The following is a 22588-nucleotide window of genomic DNA, read 5'->3' as shown; positions in this document are numbered from 1 at the left end:
AGCATCGCCGCCAAGGCTGCCACCTTCCATCTCGCCGGCCGACCTGGGTTTGTCGAGCGCCAACGGCGAACACTTCAAGGCGCGAAGATCATCGCCGAGCGGCTCTGTCAGCCCGACATCAGATCATCGGGGATCCAGGTGGTGACCGGTGGCACTGACTGTCATCTCGTGTTGCTTGATTTGTCCGAAGCAATAGAACAAGGCCAGTTCACCGACGGTGCAGACGCAGAACAGTATCTGGAGAGTATTGGCGTGACAGTCAATCGCAATACGGTTCCGAACGAGACGCGCACATCCCGTCGACCTTCTGGGCTTCGGCTGGCCACTTCGGCCCTTGCGACTCGCGGTTTCGACGACTCCGCCTTCGCCGAGGTCGCCGAGATCCTGGCCGACGCCCTAACCCGAGCGGAGAACGGTCCCAGCCTCGCGAGCCGCGTCTCCGCACTGGCCAACCGGTATCCGCTCTATGCCACAACCAGCCTGCCCTGAGCACCCATACACTTCAAGGAGATCCATGTCGTCCAACGTTGATCGAGCTGTCCCGTTAGGGTCATCGTCTGAGGCCGACGCGCGTCCGTCGGACATCATCGCGGACTTGATTGCCGCGCGGCTCGGCTGCGATGTCAGAGCTCTCAGCGACGATGCCGAGCCGTTGAAGCTCGGCCTCGACTCGCTCGGGATGATGTCCGTCATCAACCAGGCACGCCGACTGGGAGTATCGGCCACCTTTGAGCAGCTCGCGGAGCGCCCGACTTTCGGCGCCTGGCGGCAGTTGCTCGATGCCCCGCGCGCCGAGCCCGAGGCTGTGGGCCCGGCACCACCGGTGAGTCCTGGCGAGCCGTTCGACCTGGCGCTCATGCAGCATGCATATTGGGCCGGACGAGACGCGGACATGGAGTTCGGAGGTGTGGCAACGCATCTGTACAACGAGTTCGATGGCCCCTGCATCGATACGGACCGACTCGACAGAGCCGTGCGGCTGCTCTTAGAACGCCATGGGATGCTCCGAGTCGCGATCGGCGACGACGGGCGGCAGCGTATTCTCCCGCAGCCGGCGTGGCCGGGCCTCACCATTCATGATCTGCGTGACCTCGATGACGCGGAGCAGGCTGCCGCGTTGGAACGTGTTCGTCACGAGGCCTCACATCGACAACTCGATATCGCGTCCGGACAAGTATTCGATGTCGCGGTGTCGCTGGTGAGTGAGAGCAGAACGCGATTGCACGTCAATCTCGACATGATTGCCGCCGATGCAGCCAGCTTCAGGGTCCTCATGGCCGATCTCGCTACCTACTATCACGACCCGGACTCCGTACTGCCGAGCCTGACGTACAGCTTCCCTCAGTATCTTGCCGACCGCCGTCAGGCGGAACAGTCCGAGACTCACACGCGGGAGTATGCCGAGGCTCGCGACTGGTGGCAGGCACGGTTGCCCACACTGCCTGGTGCTCCTGACCTGCCGCGTCTGAGGCAGACACCCGGGCGGACGCCGACGCGCGTGCAGCGGCTGCACCACTGGTTGAACCCGGTTGAACGCGAACGGTTGGAACATATCGCGCGAAAGCATGGCGTGACGCCGGCAATGGCATTGGCGACCGCCTTTGTCGAGGCCATTGGCGGGTGGGCCACCGATCCGCAGTTCCTGCTCAACCTGCCCCTTTTCGACCGTGCAGATTTACACGCCCAGGTGCCACAGTTGGTCGGAGATTTCAGCAGCTCAGTGCTGTTGGCCGCAGATGTCACGGACCGTATGCCGTTTGCCGAAAGAGCTGTTCGTCTACAACAGGAGTTGCGAGCGGCGATCGATCACCGCGCCTATCCCGGCGTCGAAGTGCTGCGCGATCTGTCCCGCCTCGCCGGAGGAGAACGAGTCTTGGCACCCGTCGTGTACACGAGTGCGCTCAACCTGGGAGAACTGTTCGCACCGAACGTGCGGGAGGTCTTCGGTGATCCGGTCTGGCTCGTTTCACAGGGGCCGCAGGTATGGCTCGACGCGCAGGCCACGGAACTCGATGGTGGCTACCTGGTGAACTGGGACGTCCGTGAGGGCTTCTTCGCCCCCGGCGTGGCTGAGTCGATGTTCGGTGCGTACCGGGATGTGCTGTCCCAGCTCGTCGCAGACGACGCCGCCTGGCAACGCCCCATTGACGACCTACGGCCCCCTGCGCAGGCAGCCCGACATTCCGCTGTCAACGAAACCGGCGCACCGCAACGGGCCAACATCCTGCACGAGCCCTTCTTCCGGGTGGCCGCCGAGTGTCCTGACGCGACTGCGCTTGCATGGGAGACCGCCGAGGGGCCAGCCTCCCTCAGCTATGGCGGTCTGTGTGAGCAGGCCCTGCGTGTGGCCGGTGCTTTGGACGCCTCCGGGATCAGTGCCGGCGACCTGGTCGCAGTGAGCCTGCCGAAGGGTCCAGCACAAGTGGCAGCCGTTCTCGGTGTGCTCGCGGCCGGCGGCGCCTATGTACCGATCGGCGTCGATGAGCCGCCTGCCCGACAGACGGCGATATACCGCGCCACTCCGATGGTAGCCGTCATTACCGACGCCAACGCCCATCTTCCAGAGGATCTGCCCGGTAGCCCGGCCATCGTACGAATCGCTGATGCTCTGGAAGCCACCCCGCTGTCGGCAGCCCGTCGTTCTGATCCCGATGGGCCAGCCTATGTGCTGTTCACCTCCGGTTCTACAGGCACTCCGAAGGGAGTGGAGATCACCCATCGTGGGGCAAGCAACACCATCGAGGATCTCAATGACCGGTATGAGGTCGGCCCCACCGATGCTGTGCTTGCCGTGTCCGCGTTGAAATTCGACCTGTCTGTCGTCGACATCTTCGGATTGCTCAGCGTCGGTGGAACCGTCGTCCTCCCAGATGAGGCCCGCCGCGCCGACCCTGATGCGTGGATGCAGCTGATGACCGACACGCCGATCACCGTCTGGAACACCGTGCCCGTGCTCCTCGATATGCTGCTCACGGTCGCCGAGTCGTCCCCGCCCGCCGCCCGACTGGTCGCCAGCTTGCGGCTAGTGATGTTGGGTGGTGACTGGGTGGCGTTGGATCTTCCGCGCCGACTGGCGCGTTTGGCCCCCGGCTGTCGGTGCGTTGTGCTCGGAGGGGCGACCGAAGCATCGATCCAGTCGGTGCTCTTCGACGTCAACGACATCGATCCTTTGTGGCGGTCGATTCCATATGGGCATCCGATGCGCAATCAGAAAGTGCGGGTCGTCGATGGACAGGAGCGTGATCGCCCAGACTGGGCCGCGGGCGAACTCTGGATCGGCGGGGCGGGTGTCCACGGCCGCTACCGCGACAACGACGAGCTGACTGCGCAGAAGTTCGTTGAGCGGGACGGGCACCGCTGGTATCGGACCGGTGACCTCGTGCGCTGGCGAGACAGCGGCGAGTTGGAGATTCTCGGGCGTACAGACTTCCAAGTCAAGATCGCCGGTAATCGCATTGACCTCGGCGAGGTCGAATCCGCGGTTGAGCAGTATCCCGGCGTTCGGCGGGCAGTCGCGACCGTCATCGACGCGGAGAAGAGACCGCGGATCCGCGTGCTTGCCGTCGTCGATGACCCTGAAAACCATGCGCCGGACCTTGACGCGACCATTCGCGAACGGGCCAAGAAGTATCTCCCTGAGGCGATGGTGCCGGAACTCATCGTGAGCGTGACCAGCCTGCCATTGAACAGCAACGGCAAAGTGGACCGTCAGCGGGTGGCCGCTCTCCTGCAGGAGGCCGCTCCTTCGGCGGACGTCGACGGCGAACCACCGCAGGGGCCGGTGGAGGGGGCAATCGCACAGGTGTGGTCCGAGCTGTTGGGTATCACTGTGTCGGGACGAGACGATGACTTCTTCCGACTCGGCGGTGACAGCCTCACCGCGACCCGTTCGGTGGCCCGACTGCGCACCTACACGTTGCCGGGCGGCGTAGCGATCGCTGAATGCACCATATCCGGCCTGATGCGGGGCCGCACGGTGAGAGGGTTCGCATTGACTCTTCGCACGACGCAGGCAGGGCCGCGCTCTGAGAACGCGGTACTTCGCGCCCGCCCTGAGGCCCGCTTCGAGCGCTTCGCGTTGACACCCGTGCAACATGCCTACCTCGTCGGGCGTGACGAGACGCTCGCCCTGGGCGGAATCGGCGCGAACTTCTATCTCGAGCTCGATGGTGACCGTCTCGATCATGAGCGCTGGGAGAACGCGTGGCGGCACCTGGCAGAGCGCCACGACATGCTGCGAGTCACGGTCCGGGACGGACGCCAGCAAGTGGTCGAACAGATGACCGTGACCGAGCTTCCCCGACTGACCGCACCCACTCTTGAAGCCGCACGAACGCTGCTGGAACCCTTGCGGCGGCGGTCGTTCGATCTGGCCAGTGAGCCGCCCTACGCTGCCATGGCCGTCGAGTACGGACCGTCTGCACGTGTCAGGGTCGGGATCGTCGTGGATCCGATCGTGTTCGATGGGCGCAGTGTGAAGACACTTCTGTCTGAACTGGCACATCTGTACGACGATCCTGACTTCGACCTGCCGCCGTTGGGTCTCACCTTCCGTGACTATCTCACCGAAGTCGCCGTCGATCCGGACGACAAGGCCCGCGCTGAGGCGTACTGGGACCGTGTGGGTCCCGAATTGCCGCCAGCTCCTCTACTGCCCCTGGCTTCGGCCCCTGCGGCCCTCGGGCGGCCCCGCTTTGCGCGCGTCGCCCACCGGGTGCCCCGTGCACGTTATCGGCTCCTGCGGGAACGAGCGGCCTTGGTCGGGCTCACACCTTCAGCGCTCCTCCTAACTTGCTACGCACAGACGCTGTCGCGGTGGAGCGCCCGCCCGGAGCTGACGCTGAACCTCACCTTGTTCGACCGCCAGCCCGTGCACGACGATGTCGATTCCGTCATCGGCGACTTCAGTTCGCTGCTGCTGCTCGCACATCGTCCTGATGGGCAGGACGATCTCGTGAACCTCGCGCGTCAGGTGCAGGACGAACTCGCCCGGGCACTTGAGCATCGCAGTGTCTCGGCAGTGGAAGTGCAACAGCGGATCGCGCTGACTGAGGGGATCACCCAGGCCATCTTTCCGGTAGTGTTCACCAGCACCCTCGGCATTGGCGGCGGGCTCCTCGACGACGCGCCAGGCGGGTTCCCAGCGTACGCCGACGGCGCATCACAGACCTCGCAGGTGTGGCTCGATCATCAGGTAGTTGAGCAGGCTGGGGACTTGCTACTCAGCTGGGACTCGGTAGAGGGGCTCTTTCCGGAGGGACTCGTCTCGGCGATGTTCGAGGCCTACCTCGGTCTCGTGGACACGTTCATCGACTCCGCAGACGTTGACGCGATCCCCGCAGACGTCGCACTGCCAGCGGCGCAACAGGACAGCCGTGCTCGCGTCAATGCCGTGCCCAGCCTCGCGCCACAGGCGAATGCCTTGCATGTCGAGTTCTTCGCCAGGGCAGCCAAGCAACCAGCGGCTGTCGCGTTGCGCTGGGGACTGCCTGGCGCATCCGAGTCGGGATCTCTCACCTACGGTCAGCTCGCCGAGCGGGCGCTTCGCCTGGCCCGGCATCTTCAGCAGAACGGAGTGAGACGCGGCGACGCCGTTGCCGTGAGCATGCCGAAGGGACCAGACCAGGTCATCGCGGTGCTCGGAACGCTCGCCGCCGGCGCCAACTACGTACCGATCGGAGTCAATCAGCCCACCGCCAGGATCGAGCGCATCACGCGAACCGTGCAGCCTCGGTTGTTCCTCAGCAGCCTGCCCGACCTGAACGACCTCGCCCCACTCCCGGAACCTTCCCCGACAAAGGCTTCGGAGACGGCGTACACGATCTTCACCTCGGGCTCCACCGGCGAACCCAAAGGCGTACAGATGAGCCATCGAGCCGCCTGGAACACGATCGCCGACATCAACGCGCGGTTCGGGATTACAAAGGCTGATCGGGTTCTGTCGATCTCTGCGCTCGAATTCGATCTGTCCGTGTATGACATCTTCGGGCTTCTCACCGCTGGCGGGGAGGTGATCTGTGCGCTGGAGCACCAGCGGCGTGACCCTGACGAATGGCACGGCCTCGTCCGTCACCACGGCGTGACCGTCTGGAACACCGTGCCGCAGCTGCTGGACATGTACGTCACCGCGGCAGCATGGCACCCAGACACCAGCTCGAGTCTGCGGACCGCTTTCGTGTCCGGGGACTGGGTGCCACTCGACCTGGCCCATCGCCTCGCAAAGTCTGCTCCAAACGCACGGCTGATCGCGATGGGCGGCGCGACCGAAGCAGGTATCTGGTCGAACTTCTACCCGGTCGCCGACGGTATCGACGGATGGCCGAGCGTGCCCTACGGAACTCCGCTCGGCGGGCAAGCGTTCCGGGTGGTCGACGGTGTTGGACGGGACTGTCCGGATTGGGTGCCCGGTGAACTGTGGATCGGAGGCGACAGCCTGGCCGACGGGTACTTCGGGGATCCGCAGCGAACACGAGAACGCTTCCCTGTCGTGGGCGGCCACCGTTGGTACCGGACCGGTGATCTCGGCCGGTACCGGTCGGCGGGATTGCTCGAGTTCCTCGGACGTGACGACGGTCAGGTCAAGGTGCGCGGGCATCGCATCGAACTCGGCGAGATCGAGACGGCCTTGCGGGACCACCCCGATGTTGTCAGCGCCGCCGCCGTGGTGCTGCGGGGCACAGCTGATCGGATTGCCGCCGCGGTTGTTGCCCCCTCGGCCGATGACGAGCGAGACGCGGATGGCGGCCTCAATCTGGACGCGATCGCTCGGCATGCTGCGGGTCTCCTCGCACCCACCATGCGCCCAGACGTTGTCGTCGAGCTTCCGGCCATCCCGCTGACTGCCAATGGCAAACTCGACCGCGACGTAGTTGCCACCAAGATCCTCGCGATCACGAACGCGGAACCCGGAGCACCGGCCTCGCCCGAGCCAAGCAGTCGGTCCGATGAGCGTGTGGAGCAGGTGGCCGCGGTATGGGCGGAGGTTCTCAGCCTGCCGACCTTGCCCGCACCATCTGACAGTTTCTTCGCCCTGGGTGGCGACAGCCTCGCCGCTACCCGGGTCGTGGCTCGGCTACGGGACGCGCCGAGCACGGGCAGGGCACTCGGCGGTGTCGGAGTCGGAGCGCTCTTCGAGCATCCGGTGCTCGCCGACTTCGCCGAACGTCTACGCCCGGCCATCTCAGATGCTCCCCCGTTGCAGCTAGAACCGGATCTGGCCCAGCGGCACGAGCCTTTCCCGCTCACCGACGTGCAACTAGCCTATCTGCGTGGCCGCGCTCCGGGGATGCCGCTGGGCAACATCGGCACGACCTACTACCTGGAACTAAGCGCCGAGAGCGTGGACACTGGCCGCTGGCAGCAGGCCTGGCGTCGCATGATCGACCGACACGACATGCTTCGGGTGATCGTCGAGGGCGAACAGCAGCGCATTCTCCCGCCGGAGGATCTACCGGCTCCACCGGTGAGCATCGGCCGCGCCGACGATGAGCAGTCGGCCTCGGCCAGGCTCCACGAGCTGCTTGCACGTTCCTCGTTCGATCTGTCGACGTGGCCGACGTTCGCGACCGCGCTCATCCGTCATCCCGGCGGAGTGCGCGTGGGAATCGCAGTCGACTATCTGCTGCTGGACGGGTTCAGCGTCCAACTTCTCCTCACAGAACTCGCCGCGTGCTACCTCGACCCGGAGACGTCGCTTCCCGAGCTTGACGTGTCTTTCCGTGACTACGTCCTCGCAGTGGACACTTCCCCGGCAGACCGAGAAGCATCCGTCTCGTACTGGACGGACCGGCTGGAGAGCCTGCCACAGGCCCCGCACCTACCGGTAGCCGTCGATCCGGCACAGATCGACGCGCCCGTCTTCCAACGGCGTGCCGGACGGTTGGAAGCCGAGCAGTGGACCCAGGTCAAGCAGTGGTGCCGGCAGGCCGGCGTGACGCCATCCTCGGTGCTCTTGGCCTGCTATTCGCATGTGCTCTCTGCGTTCAGCGCGCGGCCCGAGCTCACGCTCAATCTGACCCTCTTCGACCGTTCCCGCGTTCATCCGCACATCGACCGCGTGCTCGGGGATTTCACGAGTCTCACGCTCTTGGAGCATCGCCCGACCGCTGAGGAGAGCCTCGCCGATGCGGCACAACGGCTGCAACGCCAGCTCGCCTCAGACCTCGATCACCGGGGTGTCTCGGCGTTGTGGGTCCAGCGAGAGCTGGCCCGAAGAACCAGCCCTACCGAGGCCGCGATGCCGGTCGTCTTCACCAGCACGCTGGGCCTGTCCGATGACGTTCTCGACCGGCTCCGTCCACCATTTCCCACATTCGTCGGCGGCGCGTCCCAGACCCCACAGGTGTGGCTCGACCATCAAGTCATGGAACAATCCGGAGCCTTGCTCTATCACTGGGATGCCGTTGAAGGTCTGTTCGCCCCCGGACTCCTGGACGACATGTTCGAGGAGTATCGGCGCCTGTTGGAACAACTTCCGAACGCCGACCTGTCTGCTGTCAGGACCCGCACGGCTGAATCCGCTCCCAGCCTCACGACCCCAGTGGAAGTCGCGGCCATCGACGCGTCCCCGAACGGGGATGCTACCCTCTCACAAGACCAGGTCGGCGCGATATGGGCTGACGTACTCGCTGTCGCTGAGGTCAACACTCACGACAGCTTCTTTGCCCTCGGGGGCGACTCCCTCCTGGCCACCAGGTTGATCGGACGCCTGCTCGATGCCGGGGCGACAGGAGTGCAGGTCGCCGATATCTTCACCCGCCCCGTGCTCGAGGACTTCTACACCGGCCTCGCTACGCGGACCCCACGTCAGGATCGACGGCGGCGAGTCGTGCCGAACCCGGCGGAGATGACCGAGCCGTTCGAGGCCACCGACGTGCAACGCGCGTACTGGGTCGGCCGTCATAGCGACCTCGCCCTGGGCGGGGTCGGTGCCTACTACTACAGCGAGTTCGACGGCGCCAAGGTGGACATCAGCCGCCTCGAGCAGGCGTGGAACACTCTCGTACGCCGCCATGCCGAGTTGCGTAGCGTGTTCACGCCCGACGGCCGACAGCAGTTTCTGCCATCTGACCAGACGGTTCTGCACGTGCCACACACGCAGCTGGACGCCACCACTGCGCCCGAGGCCGTGAACCAGGAACTGGACACACTGCGCGATCGCCTCTCGCATCGCGTGCTCGACCCCGGCCGATGGCCCCTGTTCACGGTCGAAGCGGTCACCTACCATCAGCTCGGTCAGCAGCGCACACGGGTCGGCATAGGACTGGACAACATCATCCTCGACGGCCTGTCGATGATGATCGTCTTTTCCGAACTCGAAGAACTCTACCGCGATCCCGGTGCCTCACTGCCCGAGAGGGAACTGACGTTCCGCGACTACCGCGTTCAGGTTGAACCATCGGACACACAACTGCGCGCCGATCGACAGTACTGGCAGGAACGTCTGGACAGCATCCCGCCTGGACCGCAGTTGCCAACACTGGTCGACCCCGACACAGTGACGCAACCCCGTTTCCGGCGCTGGCAGCGCCGCATCCCCGCGGAGACCTGGAAAGCGGCCCTGCAGAACGCCCGCCACCTGGGGCTCACCCCAGCGGTGGTCCTGTTGTCCAGCTACGCGGAAGTGCTCGGCCGATGGAGCACCAGTTCAGAGTTCAGCGTGAACGTGACGCTGTTCGACCGGCAGGAAGTTCACCCGCATATCGATCGCATTCTCGGTGACTTCACCTCGCTGCTCCTCGTCGAGATCAGAACCAGGCCCGGCGACACGCGCGGCGTACGGGCTATTCGCCTCCGCGATCAGCTGGCCTCCGATCTAGAGCATCGCTCGGTCTCAGCAATCTGGGTGCAGCGTGAACTGGCCCGCCGACGCGGTGCCGTGGCCGGCGCCTCAGTGGTCTTCACCAGTGGTCTCGGGCTGGGTACGGCGATGTCCCTCGATCCGGGGCCTGGCTTTCCTGACCGGATCTGGGGCATCTCGCAAACCCCACAAATCTGGCTCGACCATCAGGTTTCGCAGACTCCCGACGGAGAGCTGGTTATCCAGTGGGATGCCGTAGAAGGGTTGATTGCGGCCGAAGCCATCGGGTCCATGTTCGACGAATATGCCCGGCTCGTCTCAGCAATCGCCGATCCGGGTTGGGCCGACTCCCGTCCAGGCCTACCGGCAGCATCCGCGTCCCACCTCGCCCAACCAGCATCGTCTCCTCAGGGGCCCGTCTCGATACGAGGCGAGAGTTCCCCAGTCGCCGAGGCAGGCAAGCCCCGCCCCGGCGTCGAGTCGACTGTTGCCCGGATCTGGGAGGAGCTCCTCGGGTCGACCGGGATCGATCGTGTTGCTGACTTCTTCGGTCTGGGCGGCGATTCCCTCGTCGCTACCCGCATGGTTGCCCGAGTGCGCGCTGAGGTGGGGATCGAACTGAGCCTTCGCGAATTCTTCGCTGACCCAACGATCGCCGCGGTGGCTGCGACCGGGATGGGACCACATGGTGGGCAGATGCAGGCCGGGACTGAGGATTTCGAGGAAGGAGAGCTGTGAACGCCAACGCACTGATTACCGAACTTGAACATGCCGGGGTGCATCTCTGGCTTGACGGCGACAAGCTCCGGTTCCGCGGGCCCCGCGGTGTCATGAGCCAGGAACGACGCGAGCAAGTTTCCGCACGACGTGACGAGATCATTCAGCTGTTGCGCCAGCAGGCATTGCCCGAGGCCATCCCCGAGCCGGATGCCTGTCATGCGCCCTTCCCCTTGACCGACGTGCAGGCCTCATATCTGCTCGGGCGGGTGCGGGGGAACCGACTCGGTGGGGTGGGGTGCCACAGCTACATAGAGATCTCTTTCCGCTCCCTGGACGTGGACCGCCTCGAACGCGCATGGCAGGCAGTCATCGATCGGCACCCGATGCTTCGTGCAGTCATTTTGCAGCGTGGCGAACAGCGTGTGCTGCCAGAGGTACCGCGCTACAGAATTGCGGTCACGGACCTACGTGGCGCTGATCGGGAAGCGTGCCAGTCGCATCTGACGCGAACGCGCGCCGAAATCGATCACACCGTGTACGTCACGCATGAATGGCCCCTATTCACACTCCGGATCACAAGGCTGCCGGATCAAGACATCCTGCATCTGTCGATCGACATGCTCATCGCCGACTTCGTCAGCATCCAACTGCTCCTGGCTGATCTCGACCGAAGCTATTCCGGGGTCGACACCGATGAGCCGAGAGTCACGTTCCGCGACTATGTGTTGGCTCATCGCCAACTGCCTCAGCATCCAGAGTGGAGGCGCGACCGCAGTTACTGGCTCGACCGCATCGATACCCTCCCCTCGGCACCGGAATTGCCCGCGGCTGGAGATGGCACACCCGTCGCCGGCCCCGCCCCTGTCGAGGACTCCCATCCTCGCTTCACCCGTCGAACGCTGCGGTTGTCACCGCAGTCGTGGGCTGCACTGCGAGAAGCCGGCCGCAACCACGGACTCACTCCCTCGGGAACACTGCTGTCCGCCTACGCCGAAGTGATCGGGCGCTGGTCACGACACGACCGGTTCTCCCTCAATGTCACCTTGCAGGGGCGCCTGCCCCTACATCCTGATATCGATGCTGTCGTAGGCGATTTCACCTCGGTGATCCCCTTGGCCGTGGATCATTCGGCCGCGACCTACGTCGAGCGGGCCATGGCCGTGCAGAATCAGCTCGCCGACGACCTCGACCATCGAATGTTCTCCGGCATCGAGGTCCTGCGTGAACTCGGTCGCCGTCACGGGTCCGAGACCGCACTCATGCCCGTCGTGTTCACCAGCGCACTCGGGCTCACCCGCACAACCGAGTCAGACACAGGTCCCACCGAGGGCACTGCAGACGGTCTCATGACGGAAGCGACCGCCCGCTACGGCATCAGCCAGACTCCACAGGTTCACTTGGACTGCCAGGTGCTCGAAGACCGCGGCGGCCTCGTCGTCAATTGGGATGTCCGCGACGGCGCCTATCCAGCGGGCGTCATCGAGGACATGTTCGCCGCGTTTGAGTCACTTCTCCACGTCCTCGCCGGAGGGCCTGCGTCTACCGAGGGACCCAGTGATCGGGACCCCGCTTCACTCCAAACATGGGAACTGCAGTGCCCCATACCGGTGCCGGAATCCCAACTACGCACCCGGGAAAACCTCAACCGCATCACCACCCCCGCAGCTCCCGGACCGGACGCCGGGCTCGTACATAGTCCACTCCTCGCCGCCGCGCACCGCACCCCGGACGCACCGGCGATCATTGCGCCGGACACAACCCTGACGTACCAGGAACTCGTCAGCGCCGCCGCCCAACTGGCAACCCTGATCCCAGACCACGACTCGCCGGTTCCAGTAGCAGTGGCGCTCGACAAGGGGGCCACGCAGATCGCGGCCGTGATCGCCGTACTGCTGGCCGGACGACCCTACCTGCCTCTCGATCCACGACAGCCGCTTACACGGCAGATGAGCATTGTTGACGACGCCGGCGTCGACGTGCTGCTCACGGACGGCGCCGATCCTCACACATGGCCCGATGCCCTCACTGTGGTCCCCATCGACCATATCCCTGCCCCGGACACAGCCGCCCTGGTCCCGGCCGGCAGCACCGGCCCGGACGAGCTCGCGTATGTGATCTACACATCAGGTTCGACGGGCCGCCCGAAAGGCGTCGCGGTGTCCCATCATGCGGTTCGGGCGACACTCGACGATATTGTCGACCGATTCCAGTTACACCCGCAGGACCGTGTGCTCGGTCTCTCCGGTTTGAGCTTCGACCTGTCCGTGTTCGATATCTTCGGCACCTTTGCAGCAGGGGCCGCGGTCGTGTTGCCGGAGTCGCACCGGCGCGGTGATCCCGCTCGCTGGGCCCAGCTCATCGATGACCATGGTGTGTCGGTGGTCAATAGTGTTCCGGCTCAGCCTCAGATGCTCGTCCAGTACTTGCGCTCGCAGCCAGAGAGCGGGCGTGCGCTTCTCGAATCGGTGCGCTTGATCATGATGAGCGGAGACTGGATACCCACTTCCTTGCCCGGCGAGCTCTCGGAGGTGTTGCCGCAGGCGCACCAGGTCAGCCTCGGCGGGGCGACCGAGGCATCCATCTGGTCGATCTTCCATCCCATAGCCGAGGTCCCGCCACATTGGCGCAGTATTCCGTACGGGGTGCCGTTGCTGGCCCACAGCTTCGCCGTCCGTGACGAACACGGCCATGATCAGCCCGATTGGGTACCCGGTGAGTTGTGGATCGGCGGGGACGCTCTTGCCACCGGTTATTTCCGTGACGCCGACCTGACCGCTGTCCGGTTTATCACCGATCCGCTGTCCGGGGCTCGCATGTACCGCACCGGCGATATCGGACGGTATCTACCCGGCGGGATCATCGAGTTCCTCGGCCGCGAAGATCAGCAGGTCAAGATTCGAGGGCACCGGATCGAACTGGCCGAAGTGGAGACGGCGATGCAAACCTTCCCACCGGTCGCTGCCGCTGCGGTCATCGTTGACGGTGACCGGGCCCTGGAACGTCGGCTGGTCGGTTTCTACACTCGCGACCATCAGCGCGAGGCTGCTGTACCCGATCAACAGCTCGCAGTCGCCGCGAAGGATGCTGCCGCTGGCATCGTGAATGGAACCGACCCGGATCGGCTGGCAGAGTTCGCGGACCGGATGGACCGGGCAGCTCGGTTGTCCATGACATGCGCCCTTCGTGAACTCGGCCTGTTCTCTGACCCCGAGGTCGCGTACAGCACCGAAGGGCTGCTCACGCAGTCCGGGGCCACCCCTGCCAACCGACGGGTGGTGCGGCGTTGGCTGCGGATGCTCGCTGCCGACGGTCTCGTCACCCGCACGCCGGAGGGCGACTGGACCAGATTGGCCCCGGTGACGCGCCAGGATGTCCAGGATGCGTGGGACTCAGTGGAGCAGGCGCATCATGGCTTGGACGACGGGGCCGAGCTCATCACGTTCTTGCGTTCGTGTGCCCAGGAGCTGGCCGACCTGGTGCGCGGCGAGGATTCTGCCCTGTCTCTGCTGTTCCCGCACGGCGATATCGGAACGGCCGAGGCGGCGTATAAGGACAACATCATCAGCAGATACGTCAATCAGGCTGTGACGGCCGTGATGAGGACACTTGCCGACCAGCACACGGGAACTCTGCATGTGCTCGAAGTCGGTGCTGGCGTCGGAGGGACGACCGCTGACGTCGTCACGGCACTCGCCGGCACACGAATCGACTACTTGTTCACTGATCTGTCGCGGTTCTTCCTTACCGACGCGCAGCGGCAGTTCTCCAACGTGCCGGGGATGCGATACGGGATTTTCGACATCAATGCCGACCTCGACGGACAGGATGTCGAACCAGGCAGTTACGACGTGATCCTGTGCGCGAACGTCCTGCATAACGCCGCGTCGGCCGATGTGGTCATCGACCGGCTTCGTGCCCTCCTCGTTCCTGGTGGGCGACTCGTGTTCATCGAGACTGTGCGCGAGAACACATCGGTGATGATGTCGATGGAGTTCTTGATGACCTTTGACGACACCACACGCCCGGACTTCGCCGATGCGCGACACGGGCAAGATCGTATCTTCCTGACTCGCGATGAGTGGCTTGATGTTCTGCACCGGGCAGGCGGGGCCATTGAGGTCTGCCTCCCCGATGATCGGGTCATGGAACAGTTCGGGCAGGCCGCATTCTGTGTGCGGTTCGGCTCCGACGTCGACGGCGTCCAGGATCATGGCCTCTCCGAGTGGCTGTCCGAACGGTTGCCCGAACCGATGGTGCCCTCACGCCTGATCCCGGTAGATGCGCTCCCACTCACGGCGAACGGGAAGGTCGATCGAGCTGCTCTCGCCGCGCGTGTGCCACGCTCGCAGCCTGCCGCCATAGGAACCAGCGATGCACCGCGTGACGACCTCGAGCGGCGCCTGGCCACTATCTGGGCGGAGTTGTTGGGGCTCGAGACTGTGGGCCGAAATGACGACTTTTTCGCCCTCGGCGGTGACTCGCTGCTGATTGCCCGGCTCGCTGAACAGTTGCGGACTTCGGTCCCGGAGGCCTCTGACATCACGTGGGAGGCACTGATCCCGGAGCTGATGTCACGGCCGACGGTCATGGACCTCGCCGCCCAACTGCGCCGTGCCGACTCCCCACGACCCCTGCGTGTATTGCGTGGCGCCTCCGCCACGTCGGAGCGTCGGCGGGTGCTGGTGCATGACGGAAGCGCGACCCTGCTGCCATACCGGTCCCTGATCGCTTCGCTCGATTCCGATGTTCCACTACTCGGCCTGGCCCCGCCACGGCTGGACGAATACCTCGCCCGTCCAACCGAGAACCTCGTGACCGGGCTGGCAGAAGAATACGCAGAACTACTGGCCGGAGGTCCTCCGGTCGAGCTTATCGGCTACTGCATGGGGGGCATGACCGCACTGGAATTGGCACGCGAACTCCGCCGCCGCGGGACACATGTCCAACGCCTCACCGTGATCGGCAGCCACCGCGTTCCCTACTTGGTCGAAGAGCCCGGACTGGTCGAGTACGGGTATGCCAGGTTACGCGGCATCGACCCGTCCGCCGTGGGCCTGCCTGCCGATCCTGGTGCTGTCGGCCACGAAGTACGGGTGGCGCTGGACCGGCATGGGCTCGTGCCCAAGGGCAGCCTCGACGCAGTGCTCGGGTCCTATCTCACCGCTACCCGCGCCGAGCGCGTCTCCGCACTGGCCGCGCAGACCGGAGACACAGCCGAGCAGTTAGATCAAGGGCTCACCGTGTTCACCCATAGCATCACCGGGGTCGTTCAATGGCGCCCGGACCCCTACGACGGGCCGGTGGAGTTCTTGAGCCATGCCTCCGACGTGCCCTTCCTCCCTGGCGTCGTGGACGAGCCCACAACCTTCTGGCGAGAACTGTGCGGCCCCTCATTGACCATCCATGACATCCCCGGCGACCACTTCGCATGCTTGCACGATCCCCACGTCGACACGGTGGCGGCATGGATCGAGCACCGAGACCAGCAGGCCGAACGATGATCGGCATCATCGGCGCCACCGGGATGGTCGGCGCAGCCGTTGCAGAGCGACTCCACTCAGCTGGCTTCCCGATTCGACTCGGCGGCCGTCGGAGGTCAGCGATCAACCATCCAACGCACGCTGACATCGAGAGCACACAGGTGGACATCACCGACCCGGTCTCCCTCGATGCCTTCTGTCGGAACTGCTCGGTCGTCGTCAACTGTGCTGGCCCGTCCTACAGGATCCTGGATACCGTCGCTCGCGCTGCCTTCAGCAATGGAGCACATTACGTCGATCCCGCAGGCGACGATCCCGTCTACACTCGTCTCGAACAACCCCCTGGTCCACAGAGGGCAGCGGTCGTCTCTGCCGGGCTCTTGCCCGGCGTCAGCGCTATGATTCCGTCCTGGCTCGCCACCCGATTCGACGAGCCCATCCGTCGCCTTTCCTGCCTCGCTGGCGGCATCGCACCATTGTCCGATGCCGCCGCTGCAGACTTCCTCCTCAGCGAGGAAGCGGGAATAGGCCAGCCGCTGGCCGACTGGTCCAATCATCAACGCCGGACCGCGGCTCTACGCCCAATCCGACAAATCAATCTGCCGTTCTTCCCCGGCAGCGTATCGGCATTTCCGTACCTGCCAACTGAACTCGAGCGAGTGTGTCACCGGTACAAGGTGCCGGAGGCACGATGGTTCAACATCTTCCCAGCCGGTCAGGCCGAACAGGTCATCGCCACGCTCGGACCCATACCTGATACCGGCCTCGACGACGCCGTCGCTCAACTGCGAAGCGCCGTCGTACACGACATGCAGGGCCAGGCTCCATATCACAGGATCGTGGTGCAAGCCGCCACCGATGCCGGTGAAGTCCGCACCACGGTCCTCAGCTGCGAAGACGGGTACCAGGTGACCGCGTTCGTCACTGCCACGGTGGCAACGCTTGTCCACTCCGATCAGATCCCAAATGGCGTCTATCGGGCCGAGGATATCCTCGATCCATCCGACATCATCACATCCCTCCACGGCCTACAGGGTGTTTCAGTGATCGAGATCGGTCCTAGCCTTGAACTCATTGATCCCACCCAGGCCCAGACTTCCACGCATGAGGAGGAAGGAGAGCTTTGACTCGACCTCACGACACTTGGTTACGTCCGCTGACGAGCCCTCATACGCCTGACATGACCGTGATCTGCCTACCCCACGCCGGTGGAGCGTCAAGCTATTTCCGACGGTGGATACCTGTCACACCCGAACGGGTCGAACTCCTCGGCGTTCAGTATCCCGGCCGCGAGGACCGGATATCCGAGCCTGTGCCAGGGACCGTGTCAGCACTCGCTGACGAGGTCGCGGCCGCCGTTGCCAGTGAACTTCGAGAGCGCCCCAGACCACGGTGGGCACTCTTCGGGCATAGCCTCGGAGCAGCCATTGCCTTCGAAGTCACCCGACTCTTGGAAAACCAAGACCTCCAGCCTGACCGTCTGATCGTGTCTGCCCGGCACGCACCGCACATCCGGAGGGCAAGCACCTTGCACCTTGCCAGCGATGACCAGCTCGTCGCCGATCTGCGTCGGCTCGGTGGGACTGCTTCGCCAGTCCTGGACGATCCCGAGATCCGTTCGCTGCTGCTCGCCACGATCCGGGCCGATTACCAACTCGCGGAGACCTACCAGCCAAGCGCGTTTGAACCGCGCCGTGCTCTGACCGTGGCGTGCACTCCTATGATCGAGACGCCGGTCACCGCAATCGTCGGCGATCGTGACTCAGAAGCCAGCCCGGCCGACGGACGAAAATGGGCGGCCGTCACCCGTGGCTTTTTCGAGATCCGGGTGCTGCGCGGCGGACACTTCTATCTCGCCGAAGATCCTCGAACGGCCGTCAGCGAAGTCACCAGTGCAATAGCACCCGAGCTCACCAACTGGCCGTCCACCCCGTAATTGTGCCTGCCACCCACTGTTCGAGACCAGGAGCCTCCAAATGACCCTCACACCACCTATCCGACCATCCGGCCTGACCCCGTGGCCGAACGACGCCGCCCTGACCTACCGACGAGCTGGAGCGTGGGCAGACCGCCTTCTCACCGAGTCATTCAACGACTGGTGTCTCAGGAGTCCTGACGGCATTGCCGTGATAGCAGGCGCGGAGAAGCTCACATACACGCAACTCGCCACCAGAGTTGCCCGCCGGGCGGCAGGGTGGGCTGGCCATGGCATCCGTTCGGGTGACCGGGTACTGGTGCAGGTGCCCAACCGTATCGAGTTCCCGATCGTGTTGCTGTCACTCATCCGTGTCGGCGCCGTGCCGATCCTCACCATGCCGGCGCATCGACACAGGGACATAACCGCCCTCGCGAGACGCTCTGGAGCCGTTGCCTACGTGACCGTCGATCGTGAGCGGGGTTTCGACTACCGGAATCTCGCTGCCGAAGTACAGTCAGCAGCTCCTCAACTTCGATACGTCTTCGTCGACGGAGACCCGGGACCGCACATATCGCTGGCACGCGTCGACGCGGACCCTGCGAGTATGCCAAGCGATGACGGAGCAGACCCGAGCGACATCGCGCTCCTGCTGCTGTCCGGTGGCACTACCGGCGTACCGAAGCTCATTCCGCGCACCCACAACGACTACGCCTTCAACGCCCGCGCCTCCGCCGAGCTCTGCTGCTTCGACTCCCACACCGTCTACCTTGCCGCTCTTCCGGCAGCGCACAACTTCGTACTCGCATGTCCCGGAATTCTCGGTACATGGGCGTCCGGCGGCACCGTGGTTCTGGCGCCATCGCCCGCACCAGACGAGTGCTTTACCCTCATCGCGCAACACCAGGTCACGCATACCGCGCTCGTTCCCTCACTCGTGCAAGTCTGGCTCGACGCCGCCGAATGGGAGCACCCCGATCTGTCCAGCATGGACCTGTTGCAGGCCGGCGGCTCACGACTGTCCGCCAGTCTTGCCCGGCGCGCTCGAACTGACTGGCAGCTGACTGTGCAACAGGTTTACGGCATGGCCGAAGGACTGCTCAATTTCACCCACCTTGATGACCCCGACGACATCACCGATAACACCCAAGGGCGCCCTTTGTCCTCCCTGGATGAAATCCGGATAGTCGACGAACACGGGCAAGACGTGCCTGCCGGTGAGGAGGGCGAGCTCTGGACCCGAGGTCCCTACACCATCCGCGGATACGTCGCCGAGGACGAGGTCAACCAACGAGCCTTCTCGAGCGAGGGCTTCTATCGTTCTGGCGACCGCGTTCGACGCTTGGGCAACGGAAACTTGGTCGTCTCCGGTCGAGTCAACGAAACAATTAGCAAAGGCGGGGAGTCCATTGCCACTGATGACATCACCGACATCCTACGAGAACACCCCGCTATCGACGACTGTGCAGTAGTCGGGATCGCAGGTGACGGAGTGGATCAGCGGATCTGCGCAGTCATCGTCCCCTCAGGTACCCCGCCGGTCCTCACGCAACTGCGGGAGTTTTTGCTGGCTGAAGGGATCGCCGCTCACAAACTCCCTGACGTCGTCGAATGCATGCCCGCACTTCCGCTCACGACCATCGGAAAAATAGATTCCAACGCCATCCGCCAGAACCTCGGCCTGAAGAAGGAATAGACCGACAGCCCGAAACCATCCGAATAGCAAAGACACAAACCTACCATGGATGAGAGACTGTACAGTCCCGATGGCTTTCGCGCACTACTTCCTGTCACCTTCGCTGTCGAGGAGACTGACAAGGATGTGAGCGAATCGGAGCTCTTTCCCGAGGAGAAAGTACAGGTGATGGATGCCGTCCGATCGCGACGCCGGGAATTCGCAACCGTACGCGTTTGTGCCCGCCAAGCTCTAGGGAAACTCGGATGGCCACCTGTTTCCATCCTATCCGGTCGGCGGCGCGAACCAATTTGGCCCGAAGGCATTGTTGGGAGCATGACGCACTGCGACGGCTACCGAGCCGCCGCAGTTGCATCGAAGACCGACGCGGTTGCAGTTGGAATCGACGCCGAGATCAACGAGCCACTACCCGTGGAAGTGGTGGATTTGATAATGGCCGGACACGAAGCACAAGCACTCAGCATACTCGCCTCATCCGATCCGCAGATTGCCTGGGGTCGCCTCCTTTTCAGTATCAAGGAGAGCATCTATAAGGCCTGGTATCCACTGACGGCGTCGTGGCTCGATTTCGCCCAATGCGAGGTATCAATCGGGGCCAATACCTTTACAGGACGCCTCTGCGTTCCGGCTCCCGCAGTAAACGGCATTGACCTAAGTTGCATACGAGGACGCTGGACAGTTTACCGCGAGCATCTCCTGACGGCGGCTCTTGTGGGGTAAGTCACATGCTGAACTAATAAATAAGTCCAGCCACTCACTCGCTATGTCCGGCCGCCAAGCCAATCACCATCACCCGCTCAAATAATCACTCTCTGCCTGAATACTTTCAATCCTCGTTGAAGGCGATGAACTGACTGGGCAGATGACACAGATTTGAAGGAGAAGAAAATGCTATACCACCAGTGCGCTTCCGAGTCCGTCACCGAAGGACACCCCGACAAAATCTGCGGCTCAATCCTCGATGCGCTGCCCGAAAAAGGTTAGGGCGCGCGGGTCGCGGTCGAAACACTTGTGACGTTGTGGTCGTGGCCGATGTGCGAGGCGTGAAAATACTCCTCCGTGACCTGCTGCCCATCACGGGTGGCCGTGTATTCCTTGGGCTCGCCGAAAGTGGCCTCTCCCGGCCCACCCCGACGGCGACCAGCCGGCCACGGGGCAGTCATGCAGCGAAGGACTTCTCGGTGCCCGGCTGGGTGCCGGCGCGCAATAGCTCCTCGATCTCGGCGCGATCGGTGCGCAGTTGGGCGGCGTCGGCACGGGTGGGCCAGGCGCGGAGTTTCGTGATGATCGGGCGTGCGGTGCGCAGCATGACCACCCCGGTCCCGAACGGCATCGTGCGCAGCGTGTCCGGCGGCAGGATCGGCACCCTCCGGAGGGAGCGCTGGTTCGAATGCGACCCGTAGGCATCGGTGCTCACCGAGTCGGTGGTCTCGTCCCGGTCCCCCACGAGGGTGGAGACGTCTTGGAGGTCCTTGGAGTTGCTCGCCCCGCCGAGGAGGATCTTCACAATCGAGGCATCCCAGAGCGCGTTCGCATTGTTCTCGCCCCACTTCTCCCTCGCCTGCGCCAGAGACTGCAACACCGGCAAACACGTGATCCCAGTACCCCCGCCTTCGGCCATGAGCACCGGCAGCGCCGGCAGCGGCGCCAAGTTCCCAATCTCGTCCAATGCCAACAGCAGGGCCGGGTCCATCCGGGCCCCGGCGGAGCGGGCCGCGAGCTTCCGGGCGGTCTCGACGAGGTCTTCGATAAACGCGGCCACGAGGGCTGCGGCCGCACCCGATCCGCTGCCAGTAGCCAGCAGATACAGGGTCCCGTTGGCGGTGAGGAACTCCTCCGGGTCGAACTCTTCGTCAGGTCCCGGTGACACGGCATCGAGCACGCGCGGATCGGCCAAGGCGGCGAAGGCCAGGGACACGCCTTGCCAGATCGAGTCCCTCGTGCGGGGGTCGGCCTGGACCATCGCATCGAGGGAATCGGCCCACCCATCGGCAGCATCCGGATGGGTCGAGAGGATACGGACCGCGTCGGCAGCCGAGGTGGGGTTGAACGCCCACTGGTAGACGGTGCGTGCACCCTGCCCGTCGAGGGCTGCGGCATGGAGCATGGCCTGGATCGCGGCGGTGGTCTTGCCCTCCCAGAAGCCCCCATCGGAGACGCCGCCGAAGTTCGCTGCCGTCGCCAGGCCCTTGGCCCGGATCATCGCCGTCAGCGGGTCGGCGCAGCCGCGGACCGGGCTCCACCGCATTCCCGCCGGCAGGCCGGGAGCCAGCTGCTGCGGGTCGAAGATCGCCACCGGCCCCTTACGCTCCCGTGCTTTCATCGTCACGGTCAGGTTGTCCGGCCGGGTCGAGGTCGCGATCACCGGGCCGGCGGCATCGAGGATCATGTTGATCACGATGTTCAGTCCCTTCCCGCTACGTGGCGGGCCAAGCAGCAGCATGGAGTCCTCGATCGTGGCCCACACCTGCCCGCCCCGCGTCGTGCCCAGCAAGTACCCGACGTCGCTGGGATCGACCCGCCCCGTCAACGACGGACGCAGCGTCGATGCCTTCTGGATGAGGGCTCTCCGGGAGGCCACGCGCGCGACTTCCTCTGCCGTCGCCGTCCCGTCCAGGCGATGGATCTGATTGCTCTGCCTCGACCGGCGCACGATCCGCCAGACCAGCCCGGCCAGCAGCGCGAAACCGGTGAGGGTGAGGAGCACGAGCGCCCAGAACACGAACGGGTTCAAGCCTGGTGCTCCCATCGCCGCCCCGGGGTCTAACGGGGAGGCGAAGACACCGATGCCGGTCGCGGGCCCGCCGGTCGGTTGCGGCCGGCCGGTGACGAACGCGGCCGCTGAGCCGATACCGCGTAGGAGCAAGGCGAGGGCGGCGAATCCGGCCAGAGCGCCGAGGGCGAGACTGACGAGTTGGTCATTGGGTGGGCGGTTGTTCACGAGCGGGTCTCCTTCGTGCCAGCCGGCCAGAAGAAGA

General features: G+C 64.4%; 7 protein-coding genes and 1 pseudogene. 7 read left to right on the top strand and 1 reads right to left on the bottom strand.

What is annotated here, in order from left to right:
* The 7 genes and pseudogenes from ACTIIH_RS07035 to ACTIIH_RS07005 all read left to right on the top strand — a co-directional run.
* Window positions 1–489, top strand: a pseudogene (locus tag ACTIIH_RS07035) (serine hydroxymethyltransferase); the annotation flags it as partial.
* Entirely contained in the window at window positions 467–10537 is a 10071-nt protein-coding gene (locus ACTIIH_RS07030) for an amino acid adenylation domain-containing protein (protein ID WP_441451242.1), read from the top strand. The pseudogene ACTIIH_RS07035 and the gene ACTIIH_RS07030, both read left to right, overlap by 23 nt.
* Window positions 10534–16020, top strand: coding sequence for a non-ribosomal peptide synthetase (locus ACTIIH_RS07025; protein ID WP_096157087.1), 5487 nt, complete (start codon window positions 10534–10536; stop codon window positions 16018–16020). Before ACTIIH_RS07030 ends, ACTIIH_RS07025 begins: the two co-directional genes overlap by 4 nt.
* Complete coding sequence (locus tag ACTIIH_RS07020) at window positions 16017–17126, top strand: saccharopine dehydrogenase NADP-binding domain-containing protein (RefSeq protein WP_441451241.1); 1110 nt, start codon at window positions 16017–16019, stop codon at window positions 17124–17126. Before ACTIIH_RS07025 ends, ACTIIH_RS07020 begins: the two co-directional genes overlap by 4 nt.
* Before the next feature lie 53 nt (window positions 17127–17179).
* Entirely contained in the window at window positions 17180–17935 is a 756-nt protein-coding gene (locus ACTIIH_RS07015) for a thioesterase II family protein (protein ID WP_096157089.1), read from the top strand.
* Window positions 17936–17975: 40 nt separating this feature from the next.
* Window positions 17976–19610, top strand: a complete 1635-nt coding sequence (locus ACTIIH_RS07010) for a (2,3-dihydroxybenzoyl)adenylate synthase (RefSeq protein ID WP_096157090.1) — start codon at window positions 17976–17978, stop codon at window positions 19608–19610.
* 45 nt (window positions 19611–19655) lie between these two features.
* A complete protein-coding gene (locus tag ACTIIH_RS07005) occupies window positions 19656–20330 on the top strand; it encodes a 4'-phosphopantetheinyl transferase family protein (RefSeq protein ID WP_096157091.1) in 675 nt (224 codons plus the stop codon).
* Between the two features lie 439 nt (window positions 20331–20769).
* Here ACTIIH_RS07005 and ACTIIH_RS07000 read toward each other — a convergent pair whose 3' ends face one another.
* The gene (locus tag ACTIIH_RS07000; protein WP_441451240.1) at window positions 20770–22551 is read right to left on the bottom strand and encodes a type IV secretory system conjugative DNA transfer family protein; all 1782 of its coding nucleotides are present in this window, start codon (window positions 22549–22551) and stop codon (window positions 20770–20772) included.
* Window positions 22552–22588 lie beyond the last annotated feature (37 nt).

Source organism: Brevibacterium sp., from assembly GCF_052105255.1.
GTDB lineage: Bacteria > Actinomycetota > Actinomycetes > Actinomycetales > Brevibacteriaceae > Brevibacterium > Brevibacterium linens_B.
This window is presented reverse-complemented; position numbering and strand designations above follow the sequence as displayed.

What these genes read in the sequence shown, in the direction of transcription:
- ACTIIH_RS07005 (WP_096157091.1), top strand. Translation starts at nt 19,656, where the DNA reads ATGGATGAGAGACTGTACAGTCCCGATGGCTTTCGCGCACTACTTCCT.
- ACTIIH_RS07020 (WP_441451241.1), top strand. Translation starts at nt 16,017, where the DNA reads ATGATCGGCATCATCGGCGCCACCGGGATGGTCGGCGCAGCCGTTGCA.
- ACTIIH_RS07010 (WP_096157090.1), top strand. Translation starts at nt 17,976, where the DNA reads ATGACCCTCACACCACCTATCCGACCATCCGGCCTGACCCCGTGGCCG.
- ACTIIH_RS07030 (WP_441451242.1), top strand. Translation starts at nt 467, where the DNA reads ATGCCACAACCAGCCTGCCCTGAGCACCCATACACTTCAAGGAGATCC.
- ACTIIH_RS07015 (WP_096157089.1), top strand. Translation starts at nt 17,180, where the DNA reads ATGACCGTGATCTGCCTACCCCACGCCGGTGGAGCGTCAAGCTATTTC.